This window comes from Maridesulfovibrio ferrireducens, from assembly GCF_016342405.1.
GTDB classification, from domain to species: domain Bacteria; phylum Desulfobacterota; class Desulfovibrionia; order Desulfovibrionales; family Desulfovibrionaceae; genus Maridesulfovibrio; species Maridesulfovibrio ferrireducens_A.
Map to the genome: position 1 here is coordinate 1 of NZ_JAEINN010000017.1, position 23,368 is coordinate 23,368.

The window sequence follows — 23,368 nt, forward strand, 5'->3', positions numbered from 1 at the left end:
ATGGAAAATGCCAAAAGGCAAAGCAATATAGCAGATTTAATTTCATTTGTAAGGTGCAGCTATTTCTACGCTTACTTAGGTTTAACAGGTTGAAAGAATATATTTTGACTAACGCAAAAAAAATGGCTTCTGGTGAATTATTTTCTTTTTTAAAATCATTTGTGCGAGTTCTAATTGAAGCTATCATACAGTGTCTTACCAGTGTTTTTCGCATGATATGGAGAGTCGTAAAAGAAGCTTTTGTTATTTTAACAAACTCCTTTAGCGTATTGAGCGATCCTAAAAAAAGTATTGCCGAGAAAGGCGATGCTATCTTGAACATTGCAGCAACCTCTGTAGCTGGTATTGCTGGAATTTATATAGAGGAAGCCATCAATAGTGCGGGTATTCCAGAGCCATTTTCAATAATTCTAGCTTCGATTGCATCAGCCGTAGTGCTTAGTGGAATGGTGTATTTACTTAAGAAAATGGATATTCTTAATGTGAATCATGGCATTAGGCGCAAAAGAATTGACGAACTTTTTGATCAACTCAATGATCGTGTTAGCGCTGAAGTTGAATATGCAGAAAAAGAGTCACAGCTGACCCTATCGCAAGCACCCATATAGTTTAGGTCTGTGTATTTATAACATTTTAAAATACGGAACTTGGGTAAGATTTTAACCTTTTTTAATGGATAACGGTTAATGTATTTTTCGAAAAGATTAAAGCAATTCTTTATAACTCCTGCTATTGCGGGAGTTATTGCGTTAAGCATCCTTATATATGTTGCTTTAACCCTTATTTCCGTGTCTGAAGCAACTTCCATGTACGATGGATTTTTGTTTTGGCTAAACTGCGTTTTTATTCTTGAAATCTTTTTAAGGGCGTTCACTTTTCGGAAATTTACTAACTACATAAAAGCCCATACCCTAGATGCCATTGCAGTTTTTCCATGGGATATTGTTATTTTCTACGCCACAGGCCATGCCGTCAGCAGTAATTTGCTAGTTGTCATACGACTGGTTAGACTTTTCCGCATAGGTAGTTTTCTTTCACTATGGCGAGATTCCCTCAAAAGTCGTATTGCATACACGATCAAAAAACAGATAGAGCAGAGCCTTTTTAGACAGTGTCTTATTCTTCTGGGAGCCATTGTTTCCCTTACTATTATTTTTGGATTCATGTTCAGAATAATTGGATACAATAGAGAAGGAACGAGTCTTTTTTATATGGCTTTTATGGCCCTTCTCGATCCAGGAACTTCCATGGAAGTTGCCGGTAATAGTCTTATCATTCAAGTTGTTTTCAATTTTCTCACCATGCTGGGAATCATTCTGTTCAACGGCCTGACTATCGGAATTATCGTGGCTAAGGTAGAGTCATATTTGAACAGAGTTCAAGATGGATATGGAGACGTTGTTGAAAAAAATCATACTCTTATGCTGGGTTGGAATCTACTGGGCCAACAATTACTTGAGGAAATAAATGACTACGCTAAACACGAGAGTAAACACAAACAAAAGATTGTTATTGTAACTGAGCAGATAGACAAACTTTCCAACTTTCTTAAGTCTGGAGACTATAAATATTTAGATTTAATTAAGCGCAAAGGAGTTTATTTTGAGAGTAGTACTTTAGAGTTGGTCGATATTTCACATGCTTCTAAGGTGATTATTTTAAACGAAACTAGTGATATTTCATTGCCCTTGCAGTTTAGGAAGTCGGATGTATTTAAAGGTTGTCTAGCCGTTAAATCGGCTCTTTCAAGTCTCGAAAACAAACCACTCTGTTATTATGAAAGCACTTGCAGGACTAACCGGAGGCGGCTGATTCCATATTTAGCAGATAACTTCCTTGAATTTAATAGTGCTAAGTATTCTGCACTACTACTTACCACATTGCTTTTCCACAAACATTATTATGATATACTGATTGAGCTTTTTGGTTTTTCAAATGATGAATTTCATTTTGTCAAAGCTTCTGAATATAATGCGACTGGAAAAACTTTTTCTGAAGTTTTGGTAGCTAGTAAAAAGGTCACTCCTGTCGGTATTGTTGAAGAAAATGGTCATCTGGAAATACTTCCAGCCGCACACTATGAGCTTGCTGCTGAAGACTCGTTAATCTTGTTAGCTGAAAGTAGACATGCCTTGTTTGATGAGAAGCTGGAGGAATCGTGGACAGATGAACTGGACATTAAAATTAAAAATTTTACTGCTAGCAATCAAGGTTATCAATTAGAACGGCAGAAAATAGTTGTCATCGGTGTGAACGAAACTCTTCCTAATCTATTAAACGAACTAAGTCTGTGGAATACATATGTAGATATTATCACAACTAATGAAGGTATAAAAATAGCAGCTGATTATCTAGCTGACATACCCGTTAAACATAAGCATGTTGAATTCTACACTGGAGATATTTCTGATTATGATCTGAAAAATTGCTTCGGTACAATCATACTGGCTGACGATGAGCATGTTCTTAATGTGGGGGCAGAAACTGGAGATACTGATTCGCTTTTCAAGCTTTTCGATATTAAATCCAGACTTACGGAACATCCTGTAATAGCTGAAGTGATTAATCCAAGTGAAGAATCCTTATTTCAAAAAATAGACGGCGTTAAATACATAGTAGGCACCAATATTCTTTCAAAAATACTCAATATGTCATTGGTTTATCCAGATGCAATGAGATTCTTTGATGAATTGATATCTCTCAATGGTGGAAGTCTTAACTTTGCAAGGCTTAGCGATATGTTGAAAAAGGAGGATGTCGACAGTTTATCTTTTGTCGATTTCTTTCACCATTTTTATCAGACCAAAGGATGTATCGCCATCGGAATTGTAAGAGTTGAAGGTCCTCCGCTGGTTAATCCGCTGCGGACCGAGCAGTTAAAGCAGCCAGAGTATTCAAATTTCAATTTAGTAGATGGTAAATTGCAAATGTATCCAGATGATGAGATTGTTTTTCTTGAGAAGCATTAGTATTGGAAAAAGTAATGGTGGGTGTAGTATAGCCCTTTTAAATTAGTAAAATATGAAGATCAGTGTAGATAACAAATGCTTATAGACAACAAATCAAATGGTAGAGTCGGAGATGAGCTTCAAGCAGTAATGAAACTTGATTCAAAGCTTTCCATCTTGTCTGCCCTATTTTCTTTGTATGGATTTTCTGAATTGCAGGAGAGTCTAGGTAAAATAGATTCAGTTCGGTTGCTATTGCCTAGCGAGGATGCAAAGGCGGTAGGAGTAATCGGAAGTGAGAATGATAGGAGGTTTAGGAATAAACTCAACCTTTCCAGTGTGGCTAAAGATTGTGCCAGTTGGATACACAAGAAAGCTGAAGTAAGATCACTTCGTTCCCCCATTGGGCAAAATCTTTTTCACATTCAGAATGGGGTGGAAGATTCCATCGCCATACATGGGAGCTCGCCTTTTACCACTGACGGACTCGGATTTAACCCAACCTCTGGTTTTGCAATCAACACTCTTTTCAGCTCGGCCAATGAAACCCGAAGCCTTTTGAACTGGTTCAATTCGATTTGGAATAATCAGGATGAAGTAAACGATATAAAAAAACAATTTCTTTCAGATCTGGAATCTTTATACTCGGATAATTCTGTTAATTTACTTTATTTTTTTGTTTTATATAACATCTTTACTGAGTTTATTGAGGAACTTGACGAAGAGAATATAATCAAAACCAAGACAGGCATCAAAGACACGATTGTTTGGAATAAGCTTTATAAATTTCAAAGTGATGGAGTTCTTGGGGCGATAGACAAGATCGAAAAGTACAACGGTTGCATTATTGCGGACAGTGTTGGACTTGGTAAGACTTTTGAAGCTTTGGCAGTCATCAAGTATTATGAGCTCAGGAATGATCGTGTTCTAGTTTTATGTCCAAAGAAGCTTCGTGATAATTGGACTCTTTATACTGTCAATGACAAGCGGAACATTTTTGCTTCTGATAGATTTAATTACGATGTTTTAAACCATACAGATTTATCCAGAATAAGCGGGCTATCAGGAGAAATTAACCTGGCTACGTTGAACTGGGGGAATTATGACCTCGTAGTTATCGATGAATCCCACAACTTTCGTAATAATCCTCCGAAAAAGGGGAGTGTTACCAGATATTCGCGGCTTATGAGTGATATAGTTAGAGCTGGTGTTAAAACTAAGGTTCTTATGCTCTCTGCTACTCCGGTTAATAACCGTATGACAGATCTCAAGAATCAGGTTGCCTTCATAACCGAGGGTGATGATATGGCTCTGAAAGAACACGGCATTAACAGCGTAGAAGAATCGCTCAGGCGGGCTCAAACTAGGTTTAATCAGTGGCAGAAGTTGGATGAAGAAAATCGTACAACTGAAGCCCTGCTTGAAACTCTCAATTTTGATTATTTTAGGCTTCTTGATCTTTTGACTATAGCTAGGTCACGCAGACATATTGAGAAATATTACGACATATCTGAAATAGGTCGGTTCCCTGAGCGTGTAAAACCTATCAACATCAAAGCTGAGATCGACACGAAAGGTCTGTTTCCACCGCTTGAAGATGTGAACCGTAGTATTCGTAAATTAAACCTAAGTGCTTACTCTCCACTAAAATACGTTCTGTCGGAAAAGCGTGAGGAGTACAGTCGTAAATATGATATGCAGCTTTCCGGTGGGTCCGTATTCAAACAGATTGACCGTGAGGCCAGTCTTATACATTTAATGCGTGTAAACCTCTTTAAACGTATGGAGAGTTCAATCAATTCCTTTGGGATGACTCTGGGGAAGTTGCTTAACCATGTGCAGGATATCATTCGACGCATAGACCAGCATGACCCAGCAGGTATTGAAGAGCTTTCTATTGAAGATATTGAAGTTGATTCCATAGAATTTGATACATACCTTATCGGTAACAAGGTAAAAGTGCTTATTCAGGATATTGACCGGATTCGCTGGAAACAGGAGTTGGAAGAGGACAAAGATCTTCTTAAACAATTACTTGAGGAAACAGGACATGTTGACCCTGAAGATGATGCCAAACTTTTAGAACTGAAAAAGGCTATTTCAAATAAAGTCATATCACCCATTAATCCGGGAAATTTGAAGGTAATAGTCTTCACTGCCTTTGCGGATACTGCCAATTATCTTTATTCCCATCTTTCTGACTGGGCAATGGACAAACATGGTATCCATTCTGCTCTTGTAAGCGGCGGTTCCGGTGGCAACAAAACAACTATGCCGGGAATTAGAAAAGATCTTTCTTCGATCCTTACTTCATTCTCTCCTGTTTCCAAGGAGCGAAGCAAGGTGGACGAGAACTTGTCCGATGAAATTGATCTGCTCATTGCAACGGATTGTATCTCGGAAGGTCAGAATCTTCAGGATTGTGATTATCTGGTTAACTACGATATCCATTGGAATCCTGTCAGAATAATACAACGTTTTGGACGTGTTGACCGTCTCGGTTCACGCAATGAAGCAATTCAATTAGTTAATTTTTGGCCAAATCTTGAACTGGATGAATATATCAATCTGGAAGCACGTGTTTCAGGTCGTATGGTTCTGTTGGATATTTCAGCTACCGGTGAAGAAAATATTATAGAACAGAACTCCACCGGCCAAATGAACGATCTTGAATATCGCCGCAGGCAACTTGAACGTCTTCAAAAAGAAGTGGTCGATATTGAGGATCTGGGTGATAATATATCCATCACCGACTTAACCTTAAACGATTTCCGTATGGATCTGACCGGTTACCTTAAAGAACACTTAGCCGAACTTGAAGCCAAAACAATTGGAACCTTTGCTGTAATCAGAGCTGACGAAGAGCTGAAGCCAGGAGTTATCTTCTGTTTGAGAAGCGAGAATCCAAAAGTGGTTACGGATAAGACTTATGCACTTTCTCCGCATTATCTTGTTTATGTTTCCGAAAACAGTGAAGTTATTCTGAACTACACACAAGCCAAGAAGGCCCTCGACTTTTTAAGAAAAGGAGCCGAAAAGGGCAAAGATCTTGATTTAGAAGCTATGAAGCTTTTTAATCGTTTGACAAAGAAAGGTCGGAATATGTCTGCTTACCAGGATCTGCTTGGAAAGGCGGTGGCAACTATAACAGGTAAGGCTGAAGAACATGGCACTGCCAGTCTGTTCTCCCGTGGAGGCACTGCCATATCCAAGGATACTTTTAAAGGTATTGATGACTTTGAAGTTGTAGCCTATCTGATCATTCTGGATACAGAGGAAAGTGTATGATCGACGCTCTGTTTCAGAACATAGGGTTTCCGCAAGCATGTCATCTGGGAAAAAAAGTATTCAAAAAAATGTTCGCGGAGAACGCTTTCCTGACTGCAGCGGATAAAAAATCTCTTCAACAGGATGTCGAGGGTATAATCTGGCAGTATACCCTCAAACCTGCCACAATCCCAATCAGCTCATATGAGGATGTGGAACGGGAATATCTGGAAATCGCGGTCCTTGAAATAGCCATGCGTAATCGCAAATCATGCAACCGTCTGGCTGAGGTCGTTCACCGGGCTATTCCGTATCCTCTTTTGCTTATCTTCACATATAATAATGAATGTTGCCTGAGTGTTGCTCCTAAGCGCTTTAGCAAATCGGAAAAAGGCGTAATTGTAGCTGATGAACATTTCATTACCGACTGGATCAATCTACAGTCCCCTGCTGATATCGATCAAAGCTTTCTGGACAGTTTGACCTTGAACGGGTTACCTCATACACACTTTCTTGCTTTCTATTCCGCCTGGCTAGACCGCTTTATAGCCTATGATTGCGCCCAGTTGTCCGGTTTATTCCGAGTTGAAAGTAAGGCAACAGACCCGGAAGAGAGGCGGCAACGGCTTGCCTCCTGTCATGAACTGGAATTGAATATTGCCGAATTACGGTCCATGCTTAAAAAAGAAAGCCAGTTTAACCGTAAGGTTGAATTGAATACTAGAATAAAAAATACAGAAAAGAAGTTGCGTCAGTTGGCCGCAACTCTTTGATTCACAGGATGAATATATATGCAGAAGCTTGATCCGAATACAGATGGGAAAACCATGGACATTGTGACAGAAAATATTTCCAAGCTTAAAGAACTGTTCCCTGAAGCTTTCACCGAGGGTAAAGTTGATTTCGACGCTTTAAAAGAAGTCCTAGGCGAGTACGTTGAGGACCGTGAAGAGCGTTACAGCTTCACATGGAACGGTAAGTCCAAGGCAAGGATGCTGGCCCAGAACCCCAGTACTGGTACGCTTCGTCCTTGTCCTGAAGAATCCGTTAATTTTGATACTACGCAGAACCTCTTTATTGAAGGTGATAATCTTGAGGTTTTGAAACTTTTGCAGAAGAGTTATTACGGAAAGATCAAAATGATTTACATTGATCCCCCGTATAATACTGGGAACGATTTTGTATATCCTGACAATTTCCAGGATAATATTCGTAACTATCTTGAGTTAACTGGACAAATTACTGCTGATGGATTCAAAATATCACCTAATTCTGAAACTAATGGGCGGTATCACACTGATTGGCTGAATATGATGTACCCAAGATTAGTATTAGCTAGAAACCTGCTAATGGATAGCGGCTCGATTTGGATTTCTATCGATGACCATGAATTAAGTAATCTGATAAACATGGCTCGTGATGTGTTTGGCGATGAAAACTTCGTTTCATGCTTTATTTGGCAAAAAAGAAAAACAAGAGAAAATAGAAAAGTATTCTCGGTAAATCATGATTATATTGTTTGTTTTGCAAAGAATATCAAACTTTTTGAAACAACAAGAAAGTTATTACCATTAACAGAAGAGGCTCGTGCTCGTTATAAAAATCCAGACAATGACTCTCGTGGTGATTGGCAATCCGTTGCTATTACCGCACAGGCTGGGCATGGGACTAAAAATCAGTTTTATTCCATAACAACACCAAGTGGTAAAGTGGTTGAACTGCCGTCTGGTAATTGCTGGCGGTTTACTAAAGAAAAAGTTGAAAAGATGGCTGCAGATAATCGTATATGGTTTGGTACGAATGGAGATAATGTTCCTAGACAAAAAGTCTTTCTTGATGAAATTGAGGCAGGGCTTACTCCGCATACCATGTGGCTAGCAGAGGAAGTAAATACTACTGACTATGCTAAGCGCAGGCTAAACGAAATGTTTGATGGAAAGGCTGTTTTTGAAACACCTAAACCTGTGGAATTAATAAAAAGAATTATGCAAATATCTGATGATCCTGACGGTATCTTTTTAGATTTTTTTTCAGGATCATGCCCTACTGCCCATGCCTCCTTTGAATTGAACATTACAGATGATGGATCAAGAAAATTCATAATGGTTCAACTTCCTGAACCATGTTTAGAAAAAACAATTGCACACATAGCTGGCTACAAAACAATAGCTGAAATTGGCAAAGAACGTATTCGCCGAGTAATAAAAAAAATAAAAGCCGAGCAGGAAGAAAAGAAAACTCAAGAAGCTACAACTCTTCCCGGTATGAGCGAAGAAACCCAACAGCTAGATCTTGGATTCAAAGTTCTTAAACTTGATTCTACGAACATAAAACCGTGGGAAGTAGATTTCGATAACTATGAATCCACTCTCGAAGACTACATAACAAACATTAAATCAGATCGTAGCGAAGAGGATGTGCTTTACGAAATCCTCCTTAAATACGGCCTGGATCTGACCCTGCCTATTGAAGAGCGAATCATTGCAGATAAGAAGGTCTTTATTGTAGGATTGGGCGCACTGGTACTTTGCCTTGCGGACGGTATTACCCTAGATGTTGTTGAGGGCATTGCCGAACTTAAAGAAGAATTTTCCCCTGAAGACGATATGATGCGTGTTGTGTTTAAGGATAACGGCTTTGACAATGACGTTGTAAAGACCAACACTATTCAGATTTTGCGTCAGCACGGCATCACTGACGTTAAGAGTTTGTAATTTAAGGAGACTGAAATGGACCTCTCTGATTCTAAAAACTACATTGAATCAATTACGCTGACAAATTTTAGAAAATTCGAGGATCACAAGTTTGAATTTCATCCTCAAATGACAGCTCTTATTGGTAACAATGCCACGGGTAAGAGTTCAATTATTCGTGCTTTAGGTCTTTTGCTTAACACGTATCTTCTGCGCACAGACTACTATAAATCTTTTGGTGGAATCAAAGATGATGATGTGCGTACTACTTATTTTGAGCAGGAGGGACAGGTCTTTTCTGAACCCCAAATAGATCCTGAGGTGGAACTCTGCGCAAAGGGTTACCTCCACAATAAAGAAGTTGAATGGTCTCGTTACCTAAAAGATCGTGGGAAGTATGCCCATGAAGTTATTGATTTAGCAGTAAACAGCAGAGATCTTGTTTCCAAAGGTGATGATTGCGACCTTCCTTTAATTCTAAACTATGGTGTTGGAAGATTGTGGGAAAAGCTTAAACCAAAACAGAAAGAAATTGATAAAACAGGATCAAGACTTGCGACGTATGAGAACTGTCTTAATCCAAAGTCTGACCACGAAAAAATGGTCAAGTGGTTTAAAAAACTGGAAATGTCTGCATGGCAAAAAAAGAGAACTATTTCTGGCCTTGAGTGTGTTAGAAAATCAGTAGTTTCTTGTATTCCTGGCGTTAATTGTTTTTATTTTGATGCAGGGTTTGATGAGTTAATGATTCAATTTGAAGACGGTCCACTTCAGCCTTTCAGTGTTCTTAGTGACGGCTACAGAAACATGATAGGCATGGTCGCCGATATGGCCCACAGAGCAGCCCGTCTGAACCCTCATATGGGAGAAAGCGCCAATCAATCGTCTGGTGTTGTCTTGATTGACGAGGTCGATTTGCACCTGCATCCGAAATGGCAAAGAAGCGTAATCGGAGATTTGAGAAAAACTTTTCCCAATATTCAGTTCATAATAACAACGCATTCACCTTTTATTCTGCAGTCGCTGAGTGAGGGGAAGGTTATTGATCTTAATAAAATACAGGAAGACGATTGCTGTTACGATGCAGACCTAAACGCTCAATCCGTTGAAGACATTGTTGAGGATTTAATGGGTGTGGACGTTCCTCAACGAAGCAAGAAATTGCAGGAAATGTTCGATGCGGCTATTAAATACTACGATGTTCTTGAAAAATCGAAGGATGTTAGCCCAGAATACAAGGAAGAATTAAAAGCGAAGCTTGATGAACTTTCAGCTCCGTTTAGCGACAATATTGCTTACCATGCCTTTCTAGAAAGAAAGAGAATTCTTGCAGGTATGTCCGATATGGATGGTGAAGAATGCGGCCTGTAGTGAGGGGGAGCATTCCCACAGAAGGTGAAGGTGAGGACATCACATTTACTAAATATTCTCAAGCTAGAGGCCCGCTGATTGAACGCCTTGGGCCATACTGTTCATATTGTGAAATACGTCTGGATTCAGCATTGGCTGTTGAACATATCCAGCCTAAGAAAAGAGAATATCATCCTGAATTAGAACTTGTATGGGATAACTTCTTACTTGCCTGCAGCAATTGTAACTCAACGAAAGGTGATACAAACGTTGTCTTGGAAGATTACCATTGGCCTGATCAAGACAACACCTACCGATTGCTGCAATATTCTGAGGGAGGACTTGTTCACCCTGCTGATGATCTTACTCCTGAAGAAACTCAGAAGGCTTGGAATATTATCAAGCTTACTGGTCTGGATAAGCGACCAACAGACATAAGAGAAGTAAAAGATAGAAGGCGCGATGCTAGACGTGAAGCTTGGGATACAGCACAAGATTCTAAAGCTGATTTGGAAGAATGTGACTGTGAACAAATGAGAAGACAGGTTGTACGTAGCATGAACAGTTTTTGGAGTGTCTGGATGACTGTATTCAAAGATGATCCTGACATGTGCAGACGATTTATTGAAGCTTTACCGGGAACTTGCAAGGAATGCTTTGACGGCCAAGACAGCTATAAACCTATCCCCCGCTAAGAAAGAATATTATTAATGAAAATACAATTCAATCCAGATCTCGGTTACCAGCATGAAGCAATTTCGGCCATAACTTCTATTTTTGAAGGGCAGGAGATTTGTCAGACCAACTTCACCGTTGCACCTTTGAAATCCTTTGGTGACGGAGCACTCCTTTCTCATTCTGAAATGAATGCCCTTGGTGTGGGTAATCGTCTCCGCCTTCTTGATGACGATATCCTTTCTAATATCAGAAAGGCCCAACTTAGAAATGGTCTTGCTCCTTCTGAAGATCTAGATTCTCTTAATTTCACTGTCGAGATGGAAACCGGAACTGGTAAAACTTATGTTTACTTACGTTCTATTTTCGAGCTGAATCAGTTGTATGGATTGACCAAATTCATAATTGTCGTTCCTTCTGTGGCAATTAAGGAAGGGGTGAATAAGTCACTTCAAATGATGGAAGAACATTTCAGTGGTCTCTATGAGAATGTCCCTTTTGACTATTTCGTTTATGACTCCCAGAAACTAGGTCAGGTTCGCAACTTTGCCACGACTGATTCTATCCAGATCATGGTCATTAATATTGACGCGTTCAGGAAGAGTTTTAGCGATCCCACCAAAGAGAATAAAGCAAACATTATTCATCGTCCACATGACCGGATGACAGGCTCTAAGCCTATTGAGTTCATTCAGGCAACGAATCCCATTGTTATTATAGATGAACCGCAGAGTGTTGATACAACTTCTAAGAGTAAGCAGGCTATTGAGTCGCTTAATCCTCTTTGTACTCTTCGGTATTCTGCAACTCACGTAGAGAAGTATCATATGCTCTACAGACTTGATTCCGTAGATGCTTATGAGCAGAAGTTGGTTAAACAGATTGAAGTCGCTGGAATTGAAGTTCAAGGCGGACATAATAAAGCTTATGTTAAGCTGTTGTCTGTCAATAATAAGAAGAGCCCAATTACGGCGAGAATTGAACTGGATGTTCGTATGCGTAATGGTGAAGTCAAGCGCAAAACTAAAACCGTTAAAAGCGGTGATGATTTGCTAGATCTTTCAGGAGGGCGTGATGTTTACGATGGGTACATCATAAATGATATTTATTGTGAAGAAGCTAGCGAATATATCGATTTCACCAGTCAGGAGGATATTGTTACCCTCGGTCAAGCGGTTGGAGAGGTTGATCAGGATCAGTATAAAAGGCTGCAAATCCAGAAAACAATCGAAGAGCATTTGAATAAAGAAGTGCGATTGCGACCTCAGGGGATCAAGGTCCTAAGCCTTTTCTTTATTGATAAGGTTGTCAATTACCGAAGTTATGATGAGGACGGTAATCAGGTGAAGGGTAAATACGCTTTAATGTTTGAAGAGGAGTATCGAAAGGCTCTTCGCAAGCCTAAATATAACTCATTACTTGAGGGCATTGACCGGGAAACAGCTGCAGCAGGAGTTCACAACGGTTATTTTGCGATTGATAGCAAGAAAGACGCTACCGGAGCACAACGACTTAAGGATTCAACTGGCGAAGGAAAGACTGTTGCCGACGAAAGCGCATACCAACTAATTATGCGTGATAAGGAAAAGCTCCTCAGCTTCGATTCAAAACTTAAATTTATCTTTTCGCATTCCGCTTTGAAAGAAGGTTGGGATAACCCTAACGTCTTTCAGATCTGTACTTTGAATGAGACTTCTTCAACCATGAAAAAACGTCAGGAAATTGGGCGTGGACTTCGAATTGCGGTTAATCAAGATGGCGAACGTGTCCATGGATTTGATGTTAATACTCTTACTGTTATGGCCAACGAATCATATGAAGACTTTGCCGCTCAACTCCAAAGCGAGATTGAAAAAGATGAGGGAATCAAATTTGGAGTTGTAGAGAAACATATGTTTGCAAATGTTCTGGTCCTTGAAGAGAGCGGAGAAACACGCATGCTCGGCACAGGCGCATCAAAAGAATTATTTAACCACCTCAAGAGTGTTGGATATATCGATGCCAGAGGAAATGTTCAAGATTCTTTGAAGATTGCCATTCAAGATAAAACAGTTGATTTGCCAGAAGCATACCGAGAACAATCTCCTCAGATTACAGGTGCTTTGAAAAAAGTGGCAGGCAAACTTAACGTTAAAAATGCCGATGATAAACGCATAATTTCTGTCAAACAGGCTGTTCTTGAAAGTAAAGAATTTAAGGCACTGTGGGATCGGATTAAGTTCAAGACCACTTACCGGGTAGACTTTGATCCTCAAAAGTTAATTGATAATTGTTCAAAGGAAATGGCCAATAACCTTGTCGTAGGTAAAGCGCGCTTTGTATACAGAAAAAGTAAGGCGGAGATTAATCGCGGTGGAGTGGATATGGAAGATCCGACACAAAGCTTGCATGTTTATGATGCCCGTGATTTTGAATTACCAGATTTATTAAGCTATCTTCAGAATGAAACTAATCTTACCCGCAAGACTTTGGTAGCAATATTGAAGCAAAGTGAGACTCTGCCCAAATTCAAGAACAACCCTCAAAAATACATTGAGCAAGTGTCAGCAATCATCAAAAATCAGATGCGGATTTTCATTGTTGACGGCATTAAATATCAATTGATTGGTGATTCACACTTCTATGCTCAGGAACTATTTGAGGAAGAAGAGCTATATGGCTATCTACACAAGAACATGCTGGAAAGTTCTAAATCCGTATACGACCATGTAATCTATGATTCTACTGTTGAAGCAGAATTCGCAAAGCAATTTGAAAGTAGTGATGATATTAAAGTTTACGCTAAGCTTCCTGGATGGTTTAAAATCGATACGCCTTTAGGCTCTTATAATCCAGATTGGGCTGTTCTTGTCGAAGTCGATGGGCAGGACCACTTATACTTTGTCGTGGAAACGAAAGGAACTCCTCTTGTTGGAGCTCTACGTTCAGCAGAGCAAGCTAAGATCAAGTGTGGTCAGGCTCATTTTGCCGCGATTGGGAATGACGTTGATTTCACTGTGGCTAATAGTTTTGAGACTTTTAGTGAATTATTGGCGCAGAAATAGTTTTATTTTGACCTGCTAGCTTTTAACCGCCGTTCGCATTCTGCCCCCGATAGAAGTTCTCCGTGTTTAATGCAGCAATCAGCGTGCTCGTAGTTTCTATAGACGTTGTCATATTCCAGCTGTGTATATAATTTTAGAGGTTTATTACTGTTTACTTGGAATTCTTCTACTCCTGTACGCCCTTGTTGCTGATATTCCGATAGGGTTTTTCCGTATAAATTTGAATTTAAAAAATCATGAATTGCTTCATTGGCAGTTTTTTTAAAATAATTTATTTGATCCCATATGTATAACCCAATTGTGCGCGTTTCGTTTGTTTCTCTATATGCAAGTACATGATTTGTGATATTTTCTTTTTGATTAAGTTGTTCTTGAAATTTGGTCAGTTGCTGGTGTAAAGGGTAAACTGTGTTTATGTAGCTGTCTACGATGGATCTCATAGTGGTAAGGATTGTTTTAGTTGAAAATTTTTCATGAGAAGGGTTTAATCCATACAAAATGTTATACTTGTAAAATTCTATAGTGTGGTTCGGTGGTCCGTGTCTTTTTTGATAATTTTCGATGTCTTTTCTGCATTTAACTATAGCTTTTTTGGGTGTAAAATCTTTAGCACTAAAATCAACACCAACTACTATTTCGTAACTATTAATTAACTTGTCAATTTCCTGATGGCATAGTGTTGCAGTATTAGGTTCTTTTTTTAGAGTTTTAATGAATTTATGATCAGTTTCCGTGTGGTTTTTACGTAGAAATAATTCAGGATTATTAGATCTTAATAAACTAAAGTTGGATTTGATCATTTCAGCAGGGGAAGCAATACAGAAGAGTTCATGAGCAAGTAAGCCATACGTATACGATATAGCGTGCAAAATATTTATTCCAGCTTTAAATTCATCACTCCAATCCTGAATGGATGGTATAGGAAATCTTATGTCCCAAATGTATGTGTCGTATTCAGGATGTTTTTCATTGTGTAGTTCTATTACGGCGGCGGTCATAAGTAATTTAAAATCACATTTGTTGCATTTTGCATTGTAGAAAAAAGGTGATGGTAGATCTCTATACGTCGCCTTGTGGGCGTTATTATAGGGGCAAAGTTTTGTCTTGCAATATCTTTCTAATGCTGGGTCTATCTTGAGTTTTTCTTCTCGTAGTTTTCTCCATTTTGAAATAAATGCAAATTCTGGGGTTTCTTCAAAGTTTACTACTCCTGCGATAACCAAGTCATTGAAGTATTTCCTCTTTATATATTCGACACGCCAGAAATTTTTTACATGGTTCTCTGAAAAGTCATTAAATTCAGTTTCAGGGTCGTATTTATCAACAAGTTTTTTTAACCTTTTAAGATCCTTTTCTGTCTTTTTGTTCATGACTGTCCTGGTTGGTAATGTGAACGTTTTGCTCTTTTAAGTTTGTCATTAAAATATTAATTGCTATTTATTTTTTTTATATTCACAACGTTGTCCTTCTCATCTTTCCTAATGCCCTCAAAAATATCCCCTGCAACATCCGAGGCGCGCTGTAGAGCATCATCTCTCAAATGAGCATATCGCTGGGTCATTGCGGAACTCTTGTGAGTCATGAGCTTCTGCAATGTATATAGGTCAACTTTTCCGGAACTGGCAAGCATAGAGGCGTATACATGCCGTAGGCCGTGAAGGGGGCGGAAGTCCTTCGGGAGTCCTGCCTCTTTTTTTATGATAGCTGTGGCCCTACGACAGTCCTTGCGTGCTCCGTCATCTGCTCCGGGGAAGACATAGTCGCTGGTGGAGCGTTCGTGGTTTTTGAGTACCTGTCGTGCTGCTTGATTGAGCGGAATTTTCTGGTCAACTCCGCTTTTTGGATCTTTCAGAGTGATAAATCCACGCTTGAAGTCGATATCCTTCCACCGGAGGCGGAAGAGTTCACCACGACGCATGCCGGTGTAGAGGGCCATCTGCATCAGGTTGGCGACCTGTTGGTTCGGTGATTCGTTAAGGACTTTGAGAAGAGCTTTAAGCTGCTCAGTGGTCAGGTCTTCGGTTTTAATATTATTTATCTTTGGCATTTCGAAATGGAGGCGTGAAGCGTCAATAGAAGGGCATAATCCTCTTTGAACACTATAGTTAATAATTCGTTTGAGAAGTACTATAGCGTGCTTTATAGTCGCAGGGGCAAGCCCTTTCTTTGTCAGTCTATGCCTAAGCCTATCTACATCCAAAGTGACAAGTTCTTGGTGTTGCTTTTTGCCAAAGTCTTTTTCAAGGTGTGCCTTCCATAGGTAGTAGTCGTTCCTGATGCTCTTATTTGCTTGCTTGGCTTCATAGAATGCGTCCCATAACTTTGAGATCGTGCCGGATTCTTCCTGAATTTTATCGTCGCGGATTTCTTTACGTGATTTACGTTTACCTTCCAGTCGTTCAGCACGAATTCGGACAGCTCGGGCAGGAGTCATATCATCTTGAAATTGACGCCCAACTTTTTCTTCTAAAGTCTTTCCATCTTTTTTGAAGACGATATAGTAGATTTTTTCGATGGCATTGCCGGTTCCAGCTCGTTTGCCTTCTCTGTAGAAGACTCCTGGATAACTTGTGCGAATTCTTTTTGCCATGCTCTTATCGTCCGTGTTGAAATTATGGATTATGATTGGTTGTAAAAATGAAACCATATAAACATAGGTCTTGCAAGGTTTTCCAACCGTATGTCCAACCTAAGGTTGGAAAATGAGTGTAAAGGGATGCAAAGTAAAGAAAAGATTAGTGTATTTAAATAGCTGAATTTGTTACTGTATGACAGTGTATGAAAATAGATGAAAAAAATGGTTCACAGATTCCTAATCTTGGTGCCACAGGTTCGATTCCTGTCGGGGTCACCATCTTGAATTATATTAAAGGGTTAACTCATATTTTGAGTTGACCCTTTTCTGCGTTTATTTGCGGTTTTTTTGGGGTGCTGCCAACCGGGGATGCCAACCTGTTTAAGTGAGAATGATTGTGATAATTGATATCGTAATAGAGTTGATTGTTCTGTTGACCGAATTACCAATCCGATAATTACCATGGGTCCATCATGAATAACTGTCCACTGTTGTCTTCATCATGTAGTAAAAGAACAATTTCATCGTCTTCAAAACTGAATTTATTACCGTCTTCCATGGTTGGAAGTTCTGAATCTATCAAAGTGATAATTTGTTGAATTCCAAAATTAGCATATTCTCTGATTGTTTTTGTTAACAAAAGTTTTTTTCTATCATCAAGAGATTCAAATGCACCGTCATGAAAAACAAAGCGAGGAAATTTTTGGGTGGAGTAGGCTCTAAGAATCGACATATCAAATGCTATTGATAATAGTTTTTTGTAGGTGTTTCCGTCTCCAGCTCCAGTTTCTTTTCCTGCTTGGTCAAGGATTGCTACATTAAATTCTATATGACCATACTTGTTAACTGGAGTGGTTAGTAGTGCTTTTCTCGAAATTACAGTTTCGATAATTTCATTGTAATATATTCTGATTTTTGAAAATAGACTATTTTTATCTTCATCTTGATATTTTACATCGGCTTCAATGTTTGTTCGCAAATTCTTAAGTTCATCGTGTATGTTGGAGATCTTTTTGTCGATTGCTGATATTTCTTCAGCAGTTTTCTTTTGTCTTTTAAGAATTTCCACGTCAGCAGCAAGTAATGTTATTTCTTTGTTTGTTTTTTTGAACTTGTTAAATACATCTGTATCTTTCAAAAACTGAAGAGCTTGGCTTCGTTCTTTGTTTAATTGGGATATTGTTTGGTTAATACTTGTAAGCTCTGTTTCAAGTTCTTCTTTTTCTTCTTGAAGATAAGTGAGTCGCTCTTCTGTTATAGCTTTATTGAATTCGATTAATTGCTTAAAGTTATTTTTAATTTGTCCTTTAAAAAAAATGCCAGCTTCTTCAAAAAGTGCGCTTGCGTCATCTGGGGAAAAGGTTATTTGACCTTCCTTTAAGGAGTCCACTACTTTACGCCAATTAGCACTTTTAATATACCGTTCTGAATTTAGGGAAACCAACCGGGATTCAATACCATTTACTAACTTTGATGTTTGATCCTTGTCTTCCTCTGTGAAGTCAAAGGATTCAAGTGATTTTTGTTTGTCTTGAAGCTCATTTCCTTTAAGTAGTAAAAGCCCACTTATTTTAGACATATCTGCTGGTTTTCCACCAATCTCTTTAAGTAAATCTTTTTTGTTTTTTTCTTCATTTTCAAGTTTGGATTCACTAACATAATGTTGTTCGATCTCTTTGCCATCGAATCCCATTATGCTTGCGATAAATGGTTTCCAGTCGGAATGTTTAGATTGAAACTTTCTTAATTGGAAAATATCATTGTAATCTTCTTGAGTCCGCAAAAGATATCCTAGAATCATTCGATAATGCCAAGTCGAAAGAGATTGTAGATTGAGTATTCCATCAAGTAGTTGCTTAGATTTGTCAAAAGGCAGGTTTAGGTGGTCCCACTGGTCGTCATCTAATTCTGAAAAGTCCATAAATTTTTTAGTATGCCTTTTCATGCTTATTTTTGAGCTGTTTTTGACATCTCTGCGGATGGTTAAGTAGCTACCATCAAGTAATTCAATTTCCAGTAGGAAACCAAAATGTTCAAATCTATCGTAGTATTTGAAAAGAAAGAAATGCTTGTTCTTCTTTTTTAGTAAACAGTAGTCAATAAGTTTTCCTGCAAGACTCTTCCCTAGGTTATGTACATCCTTATTTTGATTTTTAGCTAACCTAATTTCTCCAAGGATTACATTAAGTCCTTGGTTAAAAAAGATTTCTTTAAAGATGAGAGGTTCATTGGAGTATAGTTTAGATAGCTTCATGATTCACCACATATTCGATAATGTCGTTTTTAGGGTAGTATTTTATTATACCAAGGATGTAGAGTAAATTTAATGCGGGAATAAATAAAAAATCTCCGCCAATGACTTTTTGTTTTATGTGTGTTCTTAAATCTTCATATTTTTCTGTACGAGTTTTGGATATTTTTTTGAGTATTAAGTACGATGTATTGATTACCGTTTTGTCTGGATGGCTATTTTTGCTAGGATTTAATTTCATCGCTCATTCCTATGTCGCAGTTCCAGTACATATAGAATAAAATGACTCTAGTAAGTCTTTTGTACTTTCTCAGCACAATATCTCTCGAAAATAAAAGATCGATTAAGTATTCAATAATATCGTCGAAGTTTTGGTATTTTTTTCTTTTTGAAATAATTTTAAATTGAAATTCTTCAGAAACGCTTTCGTACAGAGTTTTTAGTTCTATATTTTCTGGCTGAGATAAAAAACCGTATATGTTTTTGACTTCTTTTAAATATCGTTGCCTCATCATTAAGGCATATTCACTCGACATGTTGTTGATTGTATTTTTTTGTTCATAGCTCGTTCTGGGAACAGGCTCTGGTAAAGTGTATTCCCTTTGAGATAGTTGTTGTCCTAATTCTTCAATTATTACTGAAAGGTCATCTGGACTAACTATTAATGGAGAGTCGACAGGATCAATCTCTGCTATTTTTGGAACGTGGGGAAACCTTTTTAAATACATCTCCAGTTGTTCACTGCCGCATAATGAAATTGAATCTTTCTTTAACTTACATTCGAGTGCTAGATAATTAATTATTTTACTATCAGTGTTTCCTGTTAATTTTCTGTTTGCAAAAAGTACATAGTGGTTAAGCTCACCACTTTTGACGAGTTTTTTAATTCTTATGGCTTCTTTTACAATAGTGCTTTCTGAATTATCAGGAGAGAAAAAATCTGATTCTGTAAAAGATTTGTTTATGCCATATGTATGTTTGGCTTGAATGATAGTAGTTCCAGTCCATGGAGATGAGTTGCTTGGGTATATGTTCGCTGTACCATCGAACCTTGCATCTCTTCCTCCGTCAGGTCCTGTGGCGAATCCTCTTGTGGATATACCAAATAGCTCTTGACAGATTAGGACTATGAGTCTTTCAAATTGTTCCCAGCTAAGATCTTCGTAAGCATATTTCACTTGAGTAAACTCATATGTCTATTAAGTTTGTTTGCGATTCTGGTTTTTCTATATTTAAAAATTTGGTGGTTGTCAGCAAAGTTGTGATTTTTATTTTATGAATTAAAAATGCACACCACCATTTGATCCCCAGAATCATCAAAAAAATCAACAAATAAAAACTCCCACCCCCGTGACCACCACCCACACCACAGGATAACCTCCAAATTTAACAACATACTAAATTTGAAGGAGATTCTGATGGTTATTAATAGCGATCCACTGTTTAATCTTATCTACGCATATACACGGAAACAAGCTGTCGAAGATGGCAATTTAATTGATGTTACAGCGCAAGCGAAGGAATCAGGATTCAAGGTTCCAGTCTGCGTATCATTAAATCTACACGCAAAATACATCACACCACCCAGCGGACTTGAAGGTGAAGGGCAGAGCACTACAGTTATGGGATTATTCAGGATCATCTGCTGAATCCAAAAGGTTGGCCCAGCTTTTCAATTTTCGCCGATAGTGATACTGTGATGCCAGTCTGATTAAAGTATTTCACGATATTGGCTTTGTTGGTGAGGATAAAAAAATATGATGAAAATGGTAATAAAATGGCAACGGTTAGTGAATGACGCTGGCGAAACATGCGAACGTTGTTCGTGCACTGGAGAAGCGACCGAAGCCGCTTTTGACAAGCTCAGGCTAGGCTTGCGTGAAATTGGAATAAAAGTGCAGCTCGAAACAATAAGCATTGATCAGAATAATTTTTTTGCTAACCCAATTGATTCTAACAGAATATTAATTGATGACATTTCTCTGGAAGAATGGCTTGATGGAATCATAGGCTCCAGCAAATGTTGTGGGCCATGCGGAGATTCTGAATGCCGAACTCTTATAGTCGCCGGACAATCGTATGAGGCGATTCCTGAACAACTCATCATCCGGGCAGGTCTTCTAGCTGCAGCTGCGAAGTTTAAGGGAATTAAGCTTATTGACGACCTGCGTCATTGATTTTAGCTGTGTAATCAGCATTAGTACACTCACAGTCTGATCCCCAGAATCATCAAAAAAGTCACACCGCCCCCGTGACCAACTCCCCCTCCATAGAACAACCCCCACTCCTAACAAAATTCTAAATCTGAAAAAGATTCGGATGGCTAATAATAGCAATCCAATATTTAATCTTATCTACGCATATACACGGAAACAGGCTGTCGAAGGTAAAGTTGAGAGCTATGAACGTCTTGCTTTGTAACCGTAAGATTCTTAATTTTATAATCAACCAAGAAAGGCCAGCCCCTCTGTGGAAGGGCTGGCCTATTCTCTTTTAAATCTGCTTGAGATTATTTTTTAATTATTTTTTGAAAAGTCGTCAGTTTTTCTTAGGGGCGTATAATACCAGCCGACCTTTCCTGCTCTTGTTTTGCGATTGAATTTAAACTTTATGATTAGACCTTCCATGCTGTGATTGCACTTGGTTATTTTCCAGTCTCCTTCTTCAGTTCTTTTTACTGGATCGACAATATATCCTTTTAGCAGGTTGAAGCAATATTCTTCAAATTCTTCAATAGGTAGGGTTTCCGGCAAAGTGAAAGTCAGGATGTTGCAGTACATTTTTTGATCTATAAAGCCAAAATATTGCACAACTGGGGAGACTAATTTTTCGATATTTAGCTCACAGCCACCAGTGTATTTGTAATAAGATATTCCGTTTTTTTCTTTATGTTTTAGAAATGTACCTTCTTGATTGAGCAGATCAACTTTTTGACCGTAAGGCGGGAATTGGCAATTAAATTCAGAAGCCATCGCGGGGAGAGCTAAAAGCAAGATAAAACAAATGATGAGTATTTTTTTCATGTGATTATTATTCCTTTTTTATTGTAGAGATTTAATACGTTCAAGTTCTGCTTTAATGTAATTGAAAACTTTTTTGGTTTTGTCCCCGTAGGTTCGAATAGCATCCATATCGAGTCTTACATTCAGCCATTGCAAAGTTATGCGGTCACTGCCGTTGTGGATGTGCGGCATGGTTCCGGCAAAAGAAAATCCTTTTTTTTCCAGTTCTTCAACCAAATATGGGGATGAAGGGGTGTCAGTCGGAAGCATGGCATACACTGCGTCTTTGCGATTATCCTTGCATTGTTGAAATGCTTTTGTGATCTCGCTGATACTTGTTTCACCTATCGTGTTGATAACAATGAAAGAAACGTTAAGTTCGTCAGGAAGGTCAACTATATCGGTTGAACTCTCGCCTGAGAGGGGGGAGTTGTTAGGTTTGCCGAATTCTCTCGGTATTTTCATCCATTGATATATTTCACGCACCATTTCCTGATGATGCCGAGGGATGTATATAGTTTTGAGGGTGTGGTCAAAAGCCTGGTAATGGGTGACGGTTGAAACTTTATTTTGTTTAGTGGTTGCCAGCTCTTTTGCTTGTATTCCTGAAGCGGCAATACCTAAAAGCAGTCCGCACGGAGCCGATCCAAAGTGTTCCTGCATGGCCTTCTGGGAAAAGGTATGAGTGGTTACAGAGCAGTCAAAAACTCCTAAGTCTCCATTGTATCTGGTTGCAGCTAGAGCTACTTTTCCCAATTTTTTGGTTACTTGCGGGCATCTGTATGTGGGGTCAACAAAGGATAAGCCGACTTCAGGAACTTTTACAGCAGGGTCGTGATATTTGAGTCCTATGTGACCGATGATGATATTTCGATCGGTATCAATTGTTATTATCGATTTGAATTCGCCGGATTCAACTTTTTCTGTAAGTGCCTCAGCGTCGTAGAGAAATTTTTCCTGAGTATAACCGTAGCATTTCCAGGCCAGCCTGCACACAGCAGGCAATTCTTCCGGCCTGCTTAAACGGGTGATTGAATTTTTTACGGTTTCCCGATTTTTGCTTCTTTTTACTGGCCCGCTTTTGCGTAGTTCGTCCGGCAGAGCTCCATTAGTAAGCTTTTTGCTTAACCGGGTTTCCTTGCCTTCGCGTCCATGCACAAACATCTCAACCGAATCGACTCCTTTGTTCATGAGACGCATTCCAAGGCCGGGGTTGCTCATGCTTTCCAGATTGTCTGTCGTATATTTTTTTGCTTGGCTGAGATCAAACGGGATGCCTTTATCTCGAATTGATATTATTAACTGATCTCTTTCAACAAAAAACTCCAGATGAATACGTTCTTCTTCTCCCGGTGTTCCTGAAAAGTGGTCCACAGCATTTGAGGTGGCCTCTTCTACAGCCAATTGCAGATTATAGTTGGTTGTTTCGTCAAAGGAAAGGATTTGGCCCAGCTGCTCGACGCATTTAACTGCCGAACGAATCATTATACGGTGAACAGGGATGCTTAGTTGGGCTAGAAATAGTTTTGGTGTCGAAGTTATACTTGTCATATTCTTATATCG

The 23,368-nt window shown here is 38.8% G+C and carries 17 protein-coding genes; 10 read left to right on the top strand and 7 right to left on the bottom strand.

The features are described 5' to 3' along the window. From JEY82_RS16250 to JEY82_RS16285, 8 genes are all read left to right on the top strand, one after another. Positions 1-608: hypothetical protein (locus JEY82_RS16250; protein WP_304087543.1), on the top strand; the 608-nt coding region annotated here is incomplete at its 5' end. A gap of 78 nt (positions 609-686) precedes the next feature. Further along, positions 687-2,969, top strand: a complete 2,283-nt coding sequence (locus JEY82_RS16255; RefSeq protein WP_304087544.1) for a hypothetical protein — start codon at positions 687-689, stop codon at positions 2,967-2,969. Positions 2,970-3,044: 75 nt separating this feature from the next. Beyond that, positions 3,045-6,236, top strand: a complete 3,192-nt coding sequence (locus tag JEY82_RS16260) for a helicase-related protein (RefSeq protein ID WP_304087546.1) — start codon at positions 3,045-3,047, stop codon at positions 6,234-6,236. Further along, entirely contained in the window at positions 6,233-6,988 is a 756-nt protein-coding gene (locus tag JEY82_RS16265) for a DUF4391 domain-containing protein (protein WP_304087548.1), read from the top strand. Before JEY82_RS16260 ends, JEY82_RS16265 begins: the two co-directional genes overlap by 4 nt. An 18-nt stretch (positions 6,989-7,006) precedes the next feature. After that, positions 7,007-8,929, top strand: a complete 1,923-nt coding sequence (locus JEY82_RS16270) for a site-specific DNA-methyltransferase (protein ID WP_304087550.1) — start codon at positions 7,007-7,009, stop codon at positions 8,927-8,929. A 15-nt stretch (positions 8,930-8,944) separates the two neighbouring features. Continuing rightward, positions 8,945-10,279, top strand: coding sequence for an AAA family ATPase (locus JEY82_RS16275; protein WP_304087552.1), 1,335 nt, complete (start codon positions 8,945-8,947; stop codon positions 10,277-10,279). After that, positions 10,267-10,953: an HNH endonuclease gene (locus JEY82_RS16280; RefSeq protein WP_304087554.1), complete on the top strand. Its 687-nt coding sequence runs from the start codon at positions 10,267-10,269 to the stop codon at positions 10,951-10,953. Before JEY82_RS16275 ends, JEY82_RS16280 begins: the two co-directional genes overlap by 13 nt. A 15-nt stretch (positions 10,954-10,968) precedes the next feature. Then, on the top strand, positions 10,969-13,977 hold the full coding sequence (locus JEY82_RS16285) for a type III restriction-modification system endonuclease (protein WP_304087556.1): 3,009 nt from the start codon (positions 10,969-10,971) through the stop codon (positions 13,975-13,977). Between the two features lie 2 nt (positions 13,978-13,979). Here JEY82_RS16285 and JEY82_RS16290 read toward each other — a convergent pair whose 3' ends face one another. From JEY82_RS16290 to JEY82_RS16310, 5 genes are all read right to left on the bottom strand, one after another. Further along, positions 13,980-15,347, bottom strand: coding sequence for a hypothetical protein (locus tag JEY82_RS16290; protein WP_304087558.1), 1,368 nt, complete (start codon positions 15,345-15,347; stop codon positions 13,980-13,982). A gap of 56 nt (positions 15,348-15,403) precedes the next feature. Next, positions 15,404-16,567, bottom strand: a complete 1,164-nt coding sequence (locus JEY82_RS16295; RefSeq protein ID WP_304087560.1) for a site-specific integrase — start codon at positions 16,565-16,567, stop codon at positions 15,404-15,406. A 442-nt stretch (positions 16,568-17,009) separates the two neighbouring features. Beyond that, a complete protein-coding gene (locus tag JEY82_RS16300; RefSeq protein WP_304087562.1) occupies positions 17,010-18,806 on the bottom strand; it encodes a DUF2326 domain-containing protein in 1,797 nt (598 codons plus the stop codon). Further along, positions 18,793-19,044 carry an ABC-three component system middle component 8 gene (locus tag JEY82_RS16305; protein ID WP_304087564.1) on the bottom strand — a complete coding sequence of 84 codons (252 nt, stop codon included), beginning with the start codon at positions 19,042-19,044 and terminating at the stop codon, positions 18,793-18,795. The genes JEY82_RS16300 and JEY82_RS16305 overlap by 14 nt, the downstream gene beginning before the upstream one ends. Beyond that, positions 19,028-19,981 carry an ABC-three component system protein gene (locus JEY82_RS16310; protein ID WP_304087566.1) on the bottom strand — a complete coding sequence of 318 codons (954 nt, stop codon included), beginning with the start codon at positions 19,979-19,981 and terminating at the stop codon, positions 19,028-19,030. Before JEY82_RS16310 ends, JEY82_RS16305 begins: the two co-directional genes overlap by 17 nt. A gap of 240 nt (positions 19,982-20,221) precedes the next feature. Between JEY82_RS16310 and JEY82_RS16315 the strand changes: the two genes are divergently transcribed. Beyond that, positions 20,222-20,452 carry a DUF6573 family protein gene (locus JEY82_RS16315; RefSeq protein WP_304087568.1) on the top strand — a complete coding sequence of 77 codons (231 nt, stop codon included), beginning with the start codon at positions 20,222-20,224 and terminating at the stop codon, positions 20,450-20,452. 108 nt (positions 20,453-20,560) lie between these two features. Then, complete coding sequence (locus JEY82_RS16320; RefSeq protein ID WP_304087570.1) at positions 20,561-20,980, top strand: DUF2703 domain-containing protein; 420 nt, start codon at positions 20,561-20,563, stop codon at positions 20,978-20,980. A gap of 339 nt (positions 20,981-21,319) precedes the next feature. On the opposite strand, the gene JEY82_RS16325 is transcribed toward JEY82_RS16320, so the two are convergent. Then, positions 21,320-21,826, bottom strand: a complete 507-nt coding sequence (locus JEY82_RS16325) for a hypothetical protein (protein WP_304087571.1) — start codon at positions 21,824-21,826, stop codon at positions 21,320-21,322. An 18-nt stretch (positions 21,827-21,844) separates the two neighbouring features. Then, a complete protein-coding gene (locus tag JEY82_RS16330) occupies positions 21,845-23,356 on the bottom strand; it encodes an ATP-binding protein (protein WP_304087573.1) in 1,512 nt (503 codons plus the stop codon). Positions 23,357-23,368 lie beyond the last annotated feature (12 nt).